10 protein-coding genes are annotated in these 15,160 nt (G+C 71.7%); 5 read left to right on the plus strand and 5 right to left on the minus strand.

All coding sequences use genetic code 11. From position 1 onward, the window contains the following. Position 1: 1 nt before the first annotated feature. Together OG599_RS26900 and OG599_RS26905 are read right to left on the minus strand one after the other, a co-directional pair. Positions 2 to 3,130, minus strand: coding sequence for a non-ribosomal peptide synthetase (locus OG599_RS26900; protein ID WP_327178541.1), 3,129 nt, complete (start codon positions 3,128 to 3,130; stop codon positions 2 to 4). Next, complete coding sequence (locus OG599_RS26905; protein ID WP_327178542.1) at positions 3,127 to 3,933, minus strand: phytanoyl-CoA dioxygenase family protein; 807 nt, start codon at positions 3,931 to 3,933, stop codon at positions 3,127 to 3,129. The genes OG599_RS26900 and OG599_RS26905 overlap by 4 nt, the downstream gene beginning before the upstream one ends. 312 nt (positions 3,934 to 4,245) lie before the next feature. On the opposite strand from OG599_RS26905, the gene OG599_RS26910 reads away from it, so the two are divergent. From OG599_RS26910 to OG599_RS26930, 5 genes are all read left to right on the plus strand, one after another. Further along, a complete protein-coding gene (locus OG599_RS26910; RefSeq protein ID WP_327178543.1) occupies positions 4,246 to 5,781 on the plus strand; it encodes a 3' terminal RNA ribose 2'-O-methyltransferase Hen1 in 1,536 nt (511 codons plus the stop codon). Next, a complete protein-coding gene (locus tag OG599_RS26915) occupies positions 5,778 to 8,435 on the plus strand; it encodes a polynucleotide kinase-phosphatase (protein WP_327178544.1) in 2,658 nt (885 codons plus the stop codon). The genes OG599_RS26910 and OG599_RS26915 overlap by 4 nt, the downstream gene beginning before the upstream one ends. A gap of 92 nt (positions 8,436 to 8,527) precedes the next feature. Beyond that, complete coding sequence (locus OG599_RS26920; RefSeq protein WP_327178545.1) at positions 8,528 to 9,760, plus strand: arginine deiminase; 1,233 nt, start codon at positions 8,528 to 8,530, stop codon at positions 9,758 to 9,760. 141 nt (positions 9,761 to 9,901) lie between these two features. Further along, the gene (argF, locus tag OG599_RS26925; protein ID WP_327178546.1) at positions 9,902 to 10,912 is read left to right on the plus strand and encodes an ornithine carbamoyltransferase; all 1,011 of its coding nucleotides are present in this window, start codon (positions 9,902 to 9,904) and stop codon (positions 10,910 to 10,912) included. 248 nt (positions 10,913 to 11,160) lie between these two features. Beyond that, positions 11,161 to 12,633: an APC family permease gene (locus OG599_RS26930; RefSeq protein WP_327178547.1), complete on the plus strand. Its 1,473-nt coding sequence runs from the start codon at positions 11,161 to 11,163 to the stop codon at positions 12,631 to 12,633. On the opposite strand, the gene OG599_RS26935 is transcribed toward OG599_RS26930, so the two are convergent. The 3 genes from OG599_RS26935 to OG599_RS26945 all read right to left on the minus strand — a co-directional run bounded on the left by OG599_RS26935 (position 12,584) and on the right by OG599_RS26945 (position 15,158). After that, positions 12,584 to 13,033, minus strand: a complete 450-nt coding sequence (locus OG599_RS26935; RefSeq protein ID WP_327178548.1) for an ATP-binding protein — start codon at positions 13,031 to 13,033, stop codon at positions 12,584 to 12,586. The two genes, OG599_RS26930 and OG599_RS26935, sit on opposite strands and share 50 nt — an antisense overlap. A 356-nt stretch (positions 13,034 to 13,389) precedes the next feature. Further along, a complete protein-coding gene (locus OG599_RS26940) occupies positions 13,390 to 14,523 on the minus strand; it encodes an FAD-dependent monooxygenase (RefSeq protein WP_327178549.1) in 1,134 nt (377 codons plus the stop codon). Positions 14,524 to 14,588: 65 nt separating this feature from the next. After that, on the minus strand, positions 14,589 to 15,158 hold the full coding sequence (locus OG599_RS26945; RefSeq protein WP_327178550.1) for a GTP-binding protein: 570 nt from the start codon (positions 15,156 to 15,158) through the stop codon (positions 14,589 to 14,591). Between the last annotated feature and the right edge of the window lie 2 nt (positions 15,159 to 15,160).

Raw genomic sequence — 15,160 nt, forward strand, 5'->3', positions numbered from 1 at the left:
GTCATCCTTTGCCTCCGGTCGGGGCGGGAACGAGGCCGGAAGTGCGGCCGGAGTCGTCGAGCGCGTCGGCCAGGGCCGCTACGGTCGGGTATTTGAACAAGTCGGTGACGGTGGCGCCGGGAGAGATGTCGGCCCGTATCCGCTGATGGAGCCTGAGGAGAGTCAGCGAACTGCCGCCCAGCGCGAACAGGCTGACGTCCCGGGGCACACGCTCCGGTGCGACGCCCAGCACCTCGGCCCACAGCGACCGCAGACGGCCCTCGAACGCCGAGCGCGGCTCGGTCCCCGCGCCCGGTGCCCGTCCCGTCGGAGGAACCGGCAGGGCGCGGACGTCGGTCTTGCCGGTCGCGGTGACGGGAATCCGGTCGAGACGTACGAGGGTGCTGGGCAGCAGTTCGCGGGGGAGTCTCTCGGCGCAGTGCGCGAGGACGGCGTCGTCGGTGACCGCCGGATCCGCCACCAGATAGGCGACCAGAGCGTCGTCCCGGCCGGGAGGGACGGTGACGACCGCGTCGCGCACTCCGGGCAGTGCGCCGATCAGCGCTCCGAGTCCGGCGAGGTCGACGCGAATCCCGCGCACCTTGGTTTCGGTGTCCTCCCGGCCGAGGAACTCGATCGCTCCGTCAGGGCGGAAGCGAGCGAGGTCTCCCGTGCGGTACAGCAGTGTGTCCAGACCGGTGCCCGCCGGAGCGGGCACGAAGCGTTCCCGGGTCAGCTGCTCCCGGTGGGCGTAGCCGGTGGCCAACGGCAGCCCACCGAGGTGGAGTTCTCCAGTGAATCCGGGTGGAAGCAGCTGGCCGCCCCTGCCCAGCACGTACGCCTGGCCACCGCCGATCGGGCGGCCGATGGGCACCGGACGGTCCTCGTCACGCCCGTCCGGGGCGACTTCGTGGTACGTGGCGTCTATGGTCGCCTCGGTCGGCCCGTACAGGTTGACCACCCGGGCACCGGTCCTGCGGCGGGTCTCCTCGGCGACCCGGCTGCCCAGCGGCTCACCACCGACGAAGACCCATTTCAGCGCCGCGTGGTCGCCGGCGTCCGGCTCGGCCAGCACGGCCTTGAGGACGGTCGGCACGAACTGGACGACACCGACCGCGTACCGGCTCATCTCGGACAGCAACAGGGCGGGGTCGCGGTGGGCCGAAGAAGGCGCGACGACGACCCGGGCCCCGACGGTCAGCGGAAGAAGGTACTCCCACACCGACGCGTCGAAGATCTGTGGTGTCTTGAAGTAGAAGCAGTCCTCCGGGCCGAAGCCGAAGGCGGCGGCCTTCCAGCGCAGATGGTTGGCGATCGCCCGGTGCGGGATCACCACGGTCTTGGGCAGACCGGAACTTCCCGACGTGGTGATCAGATAGGCGGGGTCCTCGCCGTGGGGTTCGGCGTCCCGGAACGGAGCGTCCGCGACGGCCTCGCACATGTCGACGACGGGGAGCCCCGTGAGCAGGGCCTCGTCGCCGGGTCCGGCGACCACGACGGCCGCCGCTCCCGCGTCCGCGAGCAGGAAAGCCCTTCGCCGCTCCGGCTGTTCGACGTCCACGGGCAAGAAGGCCAGACCACTGCGGAGTACGGCCAGCACCGCCGTGACGAATCGCGCCGATCGCGGCAGGCAGATCGCCACGACGCTTCCGGCCGGCAGCCCGAGCGCCGTCAGAGCGGCGCCCAGGGCGCGACTGTCGGCCTCGAGTTCCCGGTACGTCGTCTCCCGGCCGTCCGCCACCAGTGCCACCGCGCCGGGCGCCGCGGCCGCGCGCGCCGCGAAGGCGGCCGCGACATTCCACGCGGGTGCTTCGGGTACGGGAGGGTTCCACGCGCCGAGCAGCAGCGAGCGGTCGTCCTCACCGGTCAGTTCCACCGCCGTGGCCGGTCCGTCCCAGCCACTGACGATCTGGCCGACCACCTCCTGGAACGCGGCCCCGAACCGCCGCGCGGTCTCGGGGCCGTACGCCTCGGTGTCGTAGTCCAGCCGCGCGGTCGTGCCGGAGTTCCGCACGTAGACGCTCAGGACCAGGTCGGCCTTGTTGTGCGCCGGGCGCAGCGGGAACCACTCCACCGCGAGACCGCGCAGCCGGAGTTCCCCGGTGCCGGGCACGTTGTTGACGGAGAGCATCACCGGCGGTGAGCCGATGCCCGCCGGATGCGCCGCACGGAGGCGGGAACGGAATTTCGTCAGTGGGGCACCGTGCCGTCCCAGGCACTCCAGCATCGCTCCGTGCACCGCGCGGACGTACTCCTGGAGGCTCCGGCTCTCCTCGGGCGGACATCGGAAGGCGAGCATGTCGGTGAAGAGTCCGACGACCGGCTCGTACTCCATGCGCCGCCAGTCCACGGCCGGATAGGAGATCACCGTGTCGGTCGAGCGCAGGAAATGCCGGGTGGTGAGCGAGAGCGCGGCCATCAGCAGGGCGGTGGGGGTGGTGCCGAGCCGCTCGGCCGAGGCGGCGAGCCCCGCGGGTATCAGGACCGGCAGGGAGGAGGCGAGGGGCGGACGGGTGTCGGCCCGGGACCCCGCGGCGGCGGTGAGTCCGGACAGGCCGTCCAGGTAGGTGTGCCAGAAGTCGCCGAGCGCCTCGGCCTCCTGGGTCGCGAAGAACGCGCGCTGGTCCCGGGCGTATGCGAAGTACCGCGCTTCGACGGTGGCGGGGCCGGATGCACCGCCGTCCAGAGCCGCCGCGTACCCCGTGGCGAGATCATCGGTGATCCGTGCGACGGAGGGCGCGTCCACCACGATGTGGTCGAAGACCATCACCAGGACGTACCGCTCGGGGGCGAGGCGCAGGAGATGGGCGCGCAGGCGGCAGGCCGCGTCGGGCCCGAACGGGAGGGACACCACCCGCGCGAGCTCCTCCTCCAACGCGTTCCCGGTCACGTCGTGGACGGTGAGCACGCGGTCCGGGACCTCGCGCACCTCCTGCAGGACGCTCCCGTCGGGCCGGGCGCGCACGGTCACACGCAGGACCGGGTGGCGTTCCACCACGGAGCGGAAAGCCGCCTCCAGGGCTGTCGGGTCGACGGAGCCGGACAACCGGTAGCCCACCGGGACGTTGTAGGCGTCGCTGTCGGGGCGCAGTTGCTGTGAGGCCCAGACCGCCCATTGCTGCTGGGTGAGCGGAATCCCCTCCGACGTCACAGAGCGACCTGGAGGGGGGAGTGGTCGCGCGCGGCCAGGAACTCCGGCCGAGGCAGGGCGCCGCCGCTCGGAGCGTTGTCCACGCTGTTGTACGTGAAGATGGCCATCCGGCGGTCGTGCGGCGACATGTTGCTGCTCGAACCGTGCACGATCCGCGAGTCGAAGAAGAGCAGGGAACCGGGGCCGCCCGTGGCGGAGACGATGCCGCCGGCGGCGGTGAGCCGGGTGACGGTTTCCCGGTCGACCGTGTACTCCAGCTTCGCCGCCAGATGGCTCCGCCAGGACTTGTCCGCCGTGTCCTCGGCCCCCTCCACCGCGTGCAGGGTGTCGCCGTCGGCGGTGCGGTGGGATCCGGGGATGAAGAGGAGCGGGCCGTTGTGTTCGGTGGCCCCGTCCAGGAGCACTGCCACGTTGACGACCCGGGGTTCGGCCATGCCGTCCTCCCGGTTCCAGAAGGTGAAGTCCTGGTGCCATGGCCATACGTCCCCGGAGATGGCCCGCTTCGCGTTGATCTTCGACTGGTGGACGTACACGTCTCCGCCCACGATCTGGCGTGCGGGAACCAGCAGCCGCCGGTCCCTGACGAGGTCCGCGTACGGACCGGGAGCCTGGTGGCAGCCGTGCACCGCGCGGACCGTGCTGCCGTCGGCCTCGAACACCCGGCCCGGCGCTTCGGTGCCGTAGAGCGCCTCGGCCTCCTCCGCGAGCGCCTCGACGTCCGCCGGGCCCAGAACATCGGGAAGCACGAGGAAGCCGTTGTCGGCGAAGTCGAGCAGCTGGTCTTCGCTCAGGCGATGATCCATCGCATGCACCTTTCATGATCGAGGTTCGCCGGCGGCAGTCGTACCGTCGGAGCGAGCGGGCCCGCGGCCCCACCGGGGCCTGAGTCCCGCACGGCCCCTGGCCGCGGGCCTCCTGGCGGAGCGCTGACGTCATCCTTGGTGACCGGTACGGGGCCGACAAGCTTCGACGCCTGGACACAACAGTCCCTGGCACGTATCGGCCACGGCGCACACCGGCCGCGCGCACGGAGGGAGCGAGGAGGGAGGGGGAGCGGGCCGCGCGGCGGAGAAAATCCCTGGTGAGGAGGGCATCCGCCGCCCATACTCGGACGGGTGTTCATGACGATCAGTACGACCGGAACCCCGGAACGCCCCGCGACCGACCTCGGCTTCCTGCTGCACAAGCATCCCGACAAGGCGCAGACGTTCTCCACCTCGCACGGCACGGCGCACGTCTTCTACCCCGAGGCGTCCCCCGAGCGGTGCACGGCCGCGCTGCTGCTGGAGGTCGATCCGGTGGCACTGGTCCGGCGCGGCAAGGGCAAGGGACGGGGCGGAGCTCCCGACGCGGCGCTCGCGAGTTACGTCAACGACCGTCCGTACGCGGCCTCCTCGCTCATGTCCGTGGCCATGACGACCGTCTTCAAGTCGGCGCTGCGGGGTGACTGCCGGGCCATGCCCGACCGGGCCGACGCACCGCTGCCGCTGCGCATCGAGGTGCCCGCCCTGCCCGCGCGGGGCGGCGCCGAGCTGGTGGCGAAGCTGTTCGGACCGCTCGGCTGGACACGGGTGGACGCGGAGCCGGTACCGCTGGACGAGCGGTTCCCCGAGTGGGGGGACTCCCGTTACGTACGGCTGGTCCTGGAAGGGGAGCTGAGGCTCTCCGACGCGCTGCGCCAGCTCTACGTCCTGCTGCCGGTGCTCGACGACGCCAAGCACTACTGGGTGGCGCCGGACGAGGTGGACAAGCTGCTGCGGGCCGGGGAGGGGTGGCTCGCCGTGCACCCGGAGCACCGGCTCATCACCAGCCGTTACCTCTCGCGTCGTTGGGGGCTGACCCGCCAGGCCGAGCAGGCGCTGGAACTCGTACGCCTCGCCGAGTCCGACGACCTCGACGTGGAGAGCGTGGACAACGCGGTGGACGAGGCCACGGACACCCCGGAGCGTCCGGTTCCGCTCGCGCAGCAGCGGCGCGAGGCGATCCTGGCAGCCCTGCACGGCGCCGGTGCGGCACGGGTGCTCGACCTCGGCTGCGGACAGGGGCAGTTGGTCCAGGCACTGCTCAAGGACGTGCGGTTCACCGAGATCCTCGGGGTCGACGTGTCGATGCGCGCGCTCACGATCGCCGCGCGCCGGCTCAGGCTGGAGCGGATGGGCGAACGGCAGTCCCGCCGGGTCGCGTTGCTGCAGGGCTCGCTCACCTACACGGACAAGCGGCTGCGGGGGTACGACGCGGCGGTGCTCAGCGAGGTCGTGGAGCACCTGGACCTGCCGAGGCTGCCCGCGCTGGAGTACGCGGTGTTCGGCTCGGCGCGCCCCCGGACGGTGCTCGTCACCACGCCGAACGTCGAGTACAACGTGCGCTTTGAGACCCTTCCGGCCGGGCACGTCCGCCACGGCGACCACCGGTTCGAGTGGACCCGGGCCGAGTTCGGCGACTGGGCCGACGGCGTGGCGGACCGCTACGGCTACACGGTCGCGTTCACCCCCGTCGGGCCGGACGACCCCGAGGTGGGACCGCCCACCCAGATGGCGGTGTTCACGCTGGCCGAGAGCGACGACGCGAGCCGCACCGGGACCGGGAGCAAGAAGAACCAGAGCATGAACCAGAGCGAGAACCAGAGAGCGAAGGAGGCGAAGGCGGCATGAACGGCACCAGCGACAGCAACAGCGACAAGCACCTCGACACCACCGACACCACCAGCACCACCGACATCACCACCAGCACTACCGACACCACCAGCACCACCACCGGCCGCGCGCCCGTCGGGCCCCGGACGCTGCCTGTCCCCGACCTCTCCCTCGTCGTGCTGATCGGGGCCACCGGCTCCGGCAAGTCGACCTTCGCGCACCGCCACTTCAAGCCCACCGAGGTCGTCTCCTCGGACTTCTGCCGCGGCCTGGTCGCCGACGACGAGAACGACCAGAGCGCGAGCCGCGACGCCTTCGACGTGCTCCACTACATCGTCGGCAAGCGCCTCGAAGCGGGCCGGCTGACCGTCGTGGACGCCACCAACGTGCAGTCCGAGGCCCGCCGCAAGCTCGTCCAGCTGGCCAGGGAGTACGACGTGCTGCCGGTGGCCGTGGTGCTCGACCTGCCCGAGGAGGTCTGCCAGGCGCGCAACGCGGAGCGGCCCGACCGGGCGGACATGCCGCGCCACGTCGTCCAGCGCCACCGGCGCGAGCTGCGCCGTTCGCTGCGCGGTCTGGAACGCGAGGGCTTCCGCAAGGTGCACCTGCTGCACAGCGAGGAGGAGACCGACCGGGCGGCCGTCGTGCGCGAGCGCCGGTACAACGACCTGCGCCACCTCACCGGTCCCTTCGACATCATCGGTGACATCCACGGGTGCAGCAGCGAACTGGAGTCCCTGCTCGCCAAGCTCGGTTACACGGACGGCAGCCACCCCGAGGGGCGCACGGCGGTCTTCGTCGGCGACCTCGTCGACCGGGGCCCGGACAGCCCCGGGGTGCTGCGCCGGGTGATGTCCATGGTCGCCTCGGGCGACGCCCTCTGCGTGCCCGGCAACCACGAGAACAAGCTCGGCCGCTACCTCAAGGGCCGCAAGGTCCAGCACACCCACGGACTGGCCGAGACCATCGAGCAGCTGGAGCGCGAGGACGAGACCGCCCCGGAGTTCCGCGAGCAGGTCGAGGAGTTCGTCGCGGGGCTCGTCAGCCACTACGTGCTGGACGGCGGCGACCTCGTGGTGTGCCACGCCGGGCTGCCGGAGAAGTACCACGGCCGCACCTCCGGCCGGGTCCGCTCGCACGCCCTGTACGGCGACACCACCGGCGAGACCGACGAGTTCGGCCTGCCCGTGCGCTACCCGTGGGCCGAGGAGTACCGGGGCCGCGCGGCCGTCGTCTACGGCCACACCCCGGTGCCCACCGCCTCCTGGGTCAACAACACCCTCTGCCTGGACACCGGGGCGGTCTTCGGCGGCAAGCTGACCGCGCTGCGCTGGCCGGAGCGCGAGATCGTCGACGTACCCGCCGAGAAGGTCTGGTACGAGCCGGTCAAGCCGCTGGCGACCGAGGCGCCGGGCGGCAGGGAGGGCCGTCCGCTCGACCTCGGGGACGTCCACGGCCGCCGGATCGTGGAGACCCGCCACATGGGCCGGCTCTCGGTGCGCGAGGAGAACGCGGCCGCCGCGCTCGAAGTGATGAGCCGGTTCGCCGTCGACCCCAGGCTGCTGCCGTACCTCCCGCCGACCATGGCGCCGACCGCCACCTCCCACGAGGACGGCTACCTGGAGCACCCGGCCGAGGCGTTCGCGCAGTACCGGGCGGACGGGGTCAGCACGGTCGTGTGCGAGGAGAAGCACATGGGTTCGCGCGCGGTCGCCCTGGTCTGCCGGGACGCCGCCGCCGCCCGTGAGCGGTTCGGTACGGACGGGCCGGCCGGCGCGCTCTACACCCGCACCGGGCGGCCGTTCCTGGACGACGCGGAGCTCGCCGGAACGCTCCTCGGCCGGATCGGGGCCGCGGTCACCGCCGCGGGGCTCTGGGAGGAGTGGGACACCGACTGGGTCCTGCTCGACGCGGAGTTGCTGCCCTGGTCGCTGAAGGCGGCCGGACTGCTGCGCTCGCAGTACGCCGCCGTGGGCGCCGCCGCCGGTGCCGCCCTCCCGCCGGCCCTCGCCGCGCTGGAGGCCGCCGCGGCCCGGGGCGTCGACGTGGCCCCTCTCGCCGGTCGCCAGCGCGAACGGGCCGGGGACGCCGCCGCGTTCACCGAGGCGTACCGGCGCTACTGCTGGAACACCGAGGGGCTCGACGGGGTGCGGCTCGCACCGTTCCAGGTCCTCGCGGTGCGGGGGCGTTCGCTCGCCGCCGAACCGCACGACGCGCAGCTCGGGTGGCTGGACCGGCTGGTCGAGCACGATCCGACCGGCCTGCTCCAGGTCACCCGCCGGCTCGTCGTCGACACCGGCGACGAGGCGTCCGTCCGCGCGGGCGTCGACTGGTGGCTGGAGATGACCGGCAGCGGCGGCGAGGGCATGGTCGTCAAGCCGCTCGGCGCTCTCGTACGGGACGCCAAGGGGCGGCTCGTGCAGCCGGGCGTCAAGGTGCGCGGCCGGGAGTACCTCCGGATCATCTACGGCCCCGAGTACACCCGCCCCGACAACCTGGCGCGGCTGCGCTCCCGGTTCCTCGGCCACAAGCGGTCGCTGGCGCTGCGGGAGTACGCACTCGGCCTGGAGGCGCTCGACCGGCTGGCCGAGGGCGAGCCGCTCTGGCGGGTCCACGAGGCGGTCTTCGCCGTCCTCGCCCTGGAGTCGGAGCCGGTCGACCCCCGGCTGTGACGTACCGCTGTGACGTACCGCTGTGACGCACGTCCCGCGATCGGCAGGCGGTTCGCGGGGTGAAGCGGGTGCCGCCCGGTGAGGATGGGGACATGGGATTCCACGTCGACTCCGAGGCCGGGCGGCTGCGCCGCGTCATCCTGCACCGCCCCGATCTGGAACTGAAGCGGCTCACCCCGAGCAACAAGGACGCGCTCCTCTTCGACGACGTGCTCTGGGTGCGCCGCGCCCGGCAGGAGCACGACGGCTTCGCGGACCTGCTGCGCGACCGGGGCGTCGAGGTCCACCTCTTCGGCGACCTGCTCCGGGAAGCGCTGGGCGTCCCGGTGGCCCGGCGGCTGGTGCTGGACCGGGTCTTCGACGAGAAGGAGTACGGCCCGCTGGCCACCGAGCACCTGCGGGCGGCCTTCGAGGAACTGACCCCGGCGGAGCTGGCCGAGGCGCTGGTCGGCGGGATGACCAAGCGGGAGTTCCTGGACCGGCACGCCGAGCCGGTCTCGGTCCGCTTCCACGTCATGGAGCCGGACGACTTCCTGCTCGGCCCGCTGCCCAACCACCTCTTCACCCGGGACACCTCCGCCTGGATCTACGACGGGGTTTCCATCAACGCGATGCGCTGGCCCGCCCGGCAGCGCGAGACCGTCCACTTCGAGGCGATCTACCGCCACCACCCGCTCTTCACCGGCCCCGAGGCAGGGGTCTTCCACCACTGGTCGCAGGGCCAGCACGACTACCCGTCGACCATCGAGGGCGGTGACGTGCTGGTGATCGGCCGGGGCGCGGTGCTCGTCGGGATGAGTGAGCGCACCACCCCGCAGGCGGTCGAGATGCTGGCGCGCGGGCTCTTCGACGCCGGTTCCGCGCACACGATCGTGGCGCTGGACATGCCGAAGCGGCGGGCGTTCATGCACCTGGACACCGTGATGACGATGGTCGACGGCGACACCTTCACCCAGTACGCCGGACTCGGCATGCTCCGCTCGTACACCATCGAGCCGGGCGACGGGCCCCGCGAACTCAAGGTCACCGACCATCCGCCCGAGCACATGCACCGGGCCATCGCCGCCGCCCTCGGCCTGGACGCGATCCGTGTCCTCACCGCCACCCAGGACGTCCACGCCGCCGAGCGCGAACAGTGGGACGACGGCTGCAACGTCCTGGCCATCGAGCCCGGGGTGGTCGTCGCCTACGAGCGCAACGCCACCACCAACACCCATCTGCGCAAGCAGGGCATCGAGGTCCTGGAGATCCCGGGCAGCGAGCTGGGGCGGGGCCGGGGCGGCCCCCGGTGCATGAGCTGCCCCGTCGTACGCGATCCGGTGTGAGAGCTGTCCCGTAGGCCGCGTCCGGCCACTCCCGCCGGGTGGGCGGGCTCCGCACGACTCTGTATAGCGATGCATTGCCTCGTATACACTTCCAGGGTTACGGTACGCCGAAGATCCCCGTCCGACCCAGGAGCAAGAACCATGGCCATAGACCTCGCAGGCCGTCACTTCCTCAAGGAGCTCGACTTCACCGCCGAGGAGTTCCTCGGGCTGGTCGAGCTGGCCGCGGAGCTGAAGGCGGCCAAGAAGTCGGGGAGCGAGGTCCAGCGGCTGCGCGGCAAGAACATCGCGCTGATCTTCGAGAAGACGTCGACCCGCACCCGCTGCGCCTTCGAGGTCGCCGCCGCGGACCAGGGCGCCTCCACCACGTACCTGGACCCCTCCGGTTCGCAGATGGGGCACAAGGAGTCCGTACGGGACACGGCGCGGGTGCTCGGCCGGATGTTCGACGGGATCGAGTTCCGGGGCGACAGCCAGCAGGCGGTCGAGGAGCTCGCCGCCTACGCGGGCGTCCCGGTCTTCAACGGCCTCACCGACGAGTGGCACCCCACCCAGATGCTCGCCGACGTCCTCACCATGGTCGAGCACACCGCCAAGGACATCCGCGACGGCGGCTTCGCGTTCGCCTACCTCGGCGACGCCCGCTTCAACATGGGCAACTCCTACCTGATCACCGGCGCGCTGCTCGGCCTGGACGTGCGGATCGTGGCACCCGAGGCGTACTGGCCGCACCAGGACATAGTGGCGCGGGCCCGGGAGCTGGCCGCCGGCAGCGGCGCGAAGATCACCCTCACCGAGGACATCGCCGAGGGCGTGGCCGGGAGCGACTTCATCGCCACCGACGTCTGGGTCTCCATGGGCGAGCCCAAGGAGGTCTGGGCCGAGCGCATCGCCGCGCTCGCCCCGTACACCGTGACCATGGACGTGCTGCGCGCCACGGGGAACCCCGGCGTGAAGTTCCTGCACTGCCTGCCCGCGTTCCACGACCTCGGCACCGCGGTCGGCCGGGAGATCCACGCCGTGCACGGGATGACCGAGCTGGAGGTCACCGACGAGGTCTTCGAGTCCGCCCACTCGGTGGTCTTCGACGAGGCGGAGAACCGGATGCACACCATCAAGGCGATCCTCGTCGCCACGCTCGCGGGCGCCTGAGCGGGACCGCCCACGGGCACGTGAGGGGAACGCCCGCGGGCGCCCGAAGCGCACGAGGAGACAGCTTTTTGTCCCGAGTGCATGGTGATGCATCCAATTGGGTGAACATGCGCGTCGGCGGCTACCATGATTCGTCTCGTTGGGGTCCGAGCTTGCAGGCTCGGGCCCCATTGCCATGTGCGGCACCGCCCCCCACGGCGTGCCGGGCGTGGTCCCCCCACCGCACCACCAGAGAAGAGAAACGCCGCATGAGCGCGCAGCGCACGATCCGGCCGGGCCCACCCAGCTCCGGCCCGCGCCGCAAGAGCCCCGAACAGCTGGTCGCCGAGTCCGGCGCGGACCTGGAGGGGCACGGCCTCAAGCGCACCATGGGCCTGTTCCAGCTGGTCTGCTTCGGTGTCGGCGCGGTCGTCGGCACCGGCATCTTCGTCGGGCTCTCGGACAGCGTCTCGGAGGCCGGCCCGGCGGTCGTGATCTCGTTCGTGCTGGCGGCGATCACCTGCATCTTCACGGCGTTCTCCTTCGCCGAACTGGGCGGCGCGATCCCCGTCTCCGGCAGCTCCTACTCCTTCGCCTACGCCACCTTCGGCGAGCGCACCGCGTTCCTCGTCGGCGGCTGCCTGCTGCTGGAGTACGGCGTCTCGGTCTCCGCGGTCGCGGTGGGCTGGAGCCAGTACGTCAACGAACTGCTGCACAGCCTCTTCGGGGTGCAGCTGCCCGAAGCGCTCTCCGGCGGCCCCTCCGACGGCGGTGTCGTCAACCTGCCGGCCGTCCTGGTGATCGCCATGGCCGCCGCGCTCCTCGTGCGCGGAGTCCGGGAGAGCGCGAGCGCGACCGCCGCGATGGTGGTCCTCAAGATCTCCATCCTGATCGCGTTCTGCGCCATCGCCTTCACCGCGTACCGGCACGACAACCTGTCGCCGTTCGCGGGCAGCGGCATCTCCGGGATCACGTCCGGGGCCTCGCTGGCCTTCTTCTCGTACATCGGCTTCGACGCGATCACCACCGCCGGCGAAGAGGTCAAGAACCCCCGGCGGAACATCCCCGTCGCGATCATGATCTGCCTCGGTCTGGTCACGCTGCTGTACTGCGCGGTCGCCGTCGCCGCCATCGGGGCGCTCGGCCCGGAGAAGGTCGCGGACACGCCCGCCGCACTCTCGGCCGTGGTCAACCAGGTCACCGACTCCACGGTGGGCGGCGGCATCGTCGCGTTCGGCGCGGTCGTCGCCATCGCCTCCGTGGTGCTGGCCGTGATGTACGGCCAGACCCGCATCCTCATGTCGATGGCCCGGGACGGACTCGTGCCGAGGATCTTCGAACGGGTCTCGCCCAAGACCCACACCCCGGTCGCCAACACCTGGATCGTCGCCGCCGTCTTCGCGGTCCCGGCCGCCTTCTCCTCGCTCGACGCGGTGGTGAACCTGACCACCATCGGCACCCTGGGGGCGATGGCCGTCGTCAACCTCGCCGTCATCCAGCTGCGCCGCCGCAACCCCGGGCTGAAGCGCTCCTTCCGGGTGCCGCTCTACCCCGTCAGCCCGGTCCTGGGCGTCGCGTTCTGCCTGTACCTGATGTACGGGACCGGCTGGGAGGCCTGGGCCGAGTTCGCGGCCTTCCTGGTCGCGGGCTCCCTGCTGTACACCTTCTACAGCCGGAGCCGCTCGCGCCTGGTCAGCTCTGTGGAGCAGGACCCGGCTGGGCAGGCACCACCGGCAGCGTGAACCAGACCGCCTTGCCGTGCTCCGTGGTGCGGTGACCGCAGGCGGAGCTGAGGGTACGGATCAGCAGCAGGCCGCGCCCGTGCTCCTGCCACGGGTCCGGCATGGTGTCCGGGCCCGCGGCGGCCAGTCCGCCCGGCGGCTCGGGGTCGCGGTCGTGGACCTCCACCTGGCAGCCGGTCGGCAGCAGCTCCACCACCAGCTCGATGGGCTCCTGGCCGTCGGTGTGCTCGACGGCGTTGGTGACCAGCTCGGCGGTGAGCAGCTCGGCGGTGTCACTGTCCGGGGGTGCTTCGATGTCGTTGAGCGCGCTGCGGACGAGGGCGCGGGCGATCGGCACGGCCGCGGTCGTGTGCGGCAGCTCGATGCGCCAGGAGGCGGGTGCGGGATCGACGGGCGGCAAGACGGCTTCCGTTTCGGGTCGCGGGGTTCCTTGCGCGGAAGCCGTCCAGTGACGGAGGGGCCGTCGTGAGGTGCGCGGCCGTCCACATCGGGATGGCTTCCGTGTTCCAACCTACGGATCGGGACGTCCAGGCACAGGGGCCACCCGACCGGTATGAAAAGGACTTTCGGGCCACACTCTCACGAACCGCCCGATCCGTGGCTGTGAGGACAGTCACTCTACGCGGCGCCGGGTGATGCCCGTACCACCCTGTGCGGCCGCACGTGCGCGCTTCCCGCGCCCCGGACGCGGGACGGGGCCCGGTCGTCCGTGCGGACGGCCGGGCCCCGTCGGGGTACCGGGTGGAGCGGGGCGGATCAGTACGGCTTGACCAGCACGTGGGCGGCGCCGGGGATGCCGATCTTCAGGAGCTCGTCCTCCTCGGGCGTCGTCGGGTTGCCGGTCTCCTGCTTGAGGACCGCCCGCGACAGGCTCTGCACGAACATCGCGCGGGGCCGGCGCCGGGCCTCCCACGCGGCGAGGGCCGCCGGGACGTCGGCCTCGGCGTCCAGCGACCGGGCCAGCACCAGGGCGTCCTCCACGGCCATCGCCGCGCCCTGCGCCAGCTGCGGCGCGCTGGCGTGCGCGGCGTCGCCGGCGAGCACGATCCGGCCGACGTGCCAGGGCTCCTCGACGGTCACCTGGGAGATCCGGGAGTACACCACGGCGGCCGGGTCGGTGACGTGCTTCACCGCCTCGGCCACCGGCCCGCCGAACGCGGCGAGGCGCTCCACGAGCTCCTCGTGCGCCCGCTCCGGGTCCGGCCGGAAGTCCGGCTCCTCGCCGAAGACCGCGCCCAGGTACATCAGCTCGTCGGTGATCGGAGTGAGCAGCGCCTTGGCGTCCTCGTTGCCCGCGCTCATCACGACACCCTGGACCTCCGGCAGCCGCGGCACGGTGACGCGCCAGTTCGCGAAGCCCGTGTACTCGGGGGTGTACGTGTCGCCGTACAGCCGCTTGCGCAGCGGCGAGCCGATGCCGTCGAAGCCGACGACCAGGTCCCAGCGGGCGGACGAACCGTCCGACAGGGTCACGTCGACCCCGGCACCGTCGTCGGACAGCTCGGTGATCGTCGTGCGGTAGGAGACGGACGCGCCGGCGGCCGACGCGGCCTCGGCGAGGATCCGGGCCAGCTCGGGCCGGGGTATGCCGTTGTTCGAGGGGGCGTCGTCCATGCGCGGCTGCGGGATCTTGGCCAGCGGGGTGCCGGTCGGGTCGCAGATGGTGAGGATCTCCCACTCGAAGCCCGCTTCGAGGCAGGCGTCCAGGGCCCCGATCTCCCGCATGACGTGCAGGGCGTTGGACGGCTGGATGATGCCGACGCCGAGAGCCTCGACGCCGTCGCGCACTTCGGCGACCTGGACGGTGTGACCGCTCCGGGCGAGCGCGGTGGCCAGGGTGAGGCCGCCGATCCCGCCGCCGTGGATCAGTACGCGCAGGGGTGTTGCCATGTGTGTTCTCTTTCCGAGGAGGTCGAGGGGGTGAGGAACGGGGGGAAGGCGCGTGCGGCGGGCGTTCAGCCGACCGCCGCCGGCAGGGCCATCAGATGGTCGACCAGGGCCAGCAGCACGTCACGGCCGAAGGACCGCTCACGCACGTCGCCGACGAGGAGGGGGACGTGCGGGTCCAGGTCGAGCGCCGCGCGGATCTCCCCGGGGCTGCGGGTGTTGTGCCCGTGGAAGCAGTTGATCGCCACCACGAACGGGATGTCCCGGCTCTCGAAGAAGTCGATCGAGGCGAAACTGGTGTCCAGCCGGCGGGTGTCGGCGATGACGACACCGCCCAGGGCCCCGTTGACCAGGTCGTTCCACATGAACCAGAAGCGTTCCTGCCCGGGCGTGCCGAACAGGTAGACGACCAGCTCCGGGCTGACCGTGATGCGGCCGAAGTCCAGCGCGACCGTCGTGGTGCTCTTCTGGCCGACACCGGCCAGGTCGTCCACACCGATGCTGGCCTTGGTCAGGAACTCCTCGGTGCGCAGCGGGGCGACCTCGCTGACCGCGCCCACCAGGGTGGTCTTTCCGACGCCGAAGCCACCGGCGATGAGTATCTTGACGGCGCTGGGCGCCGCTTGAGGCGTTGTCATCT

The sequence above is a fragment of the Streptomyces sp. NBC_01335 genome, from assembly GCF_035953295.1.
Taxonomy (GTDB): domain Bacteria; phylum Actinomycetota; class Actinomycetes; order Streptomycetales; family Streptomycetaceae; genus Streptomyces.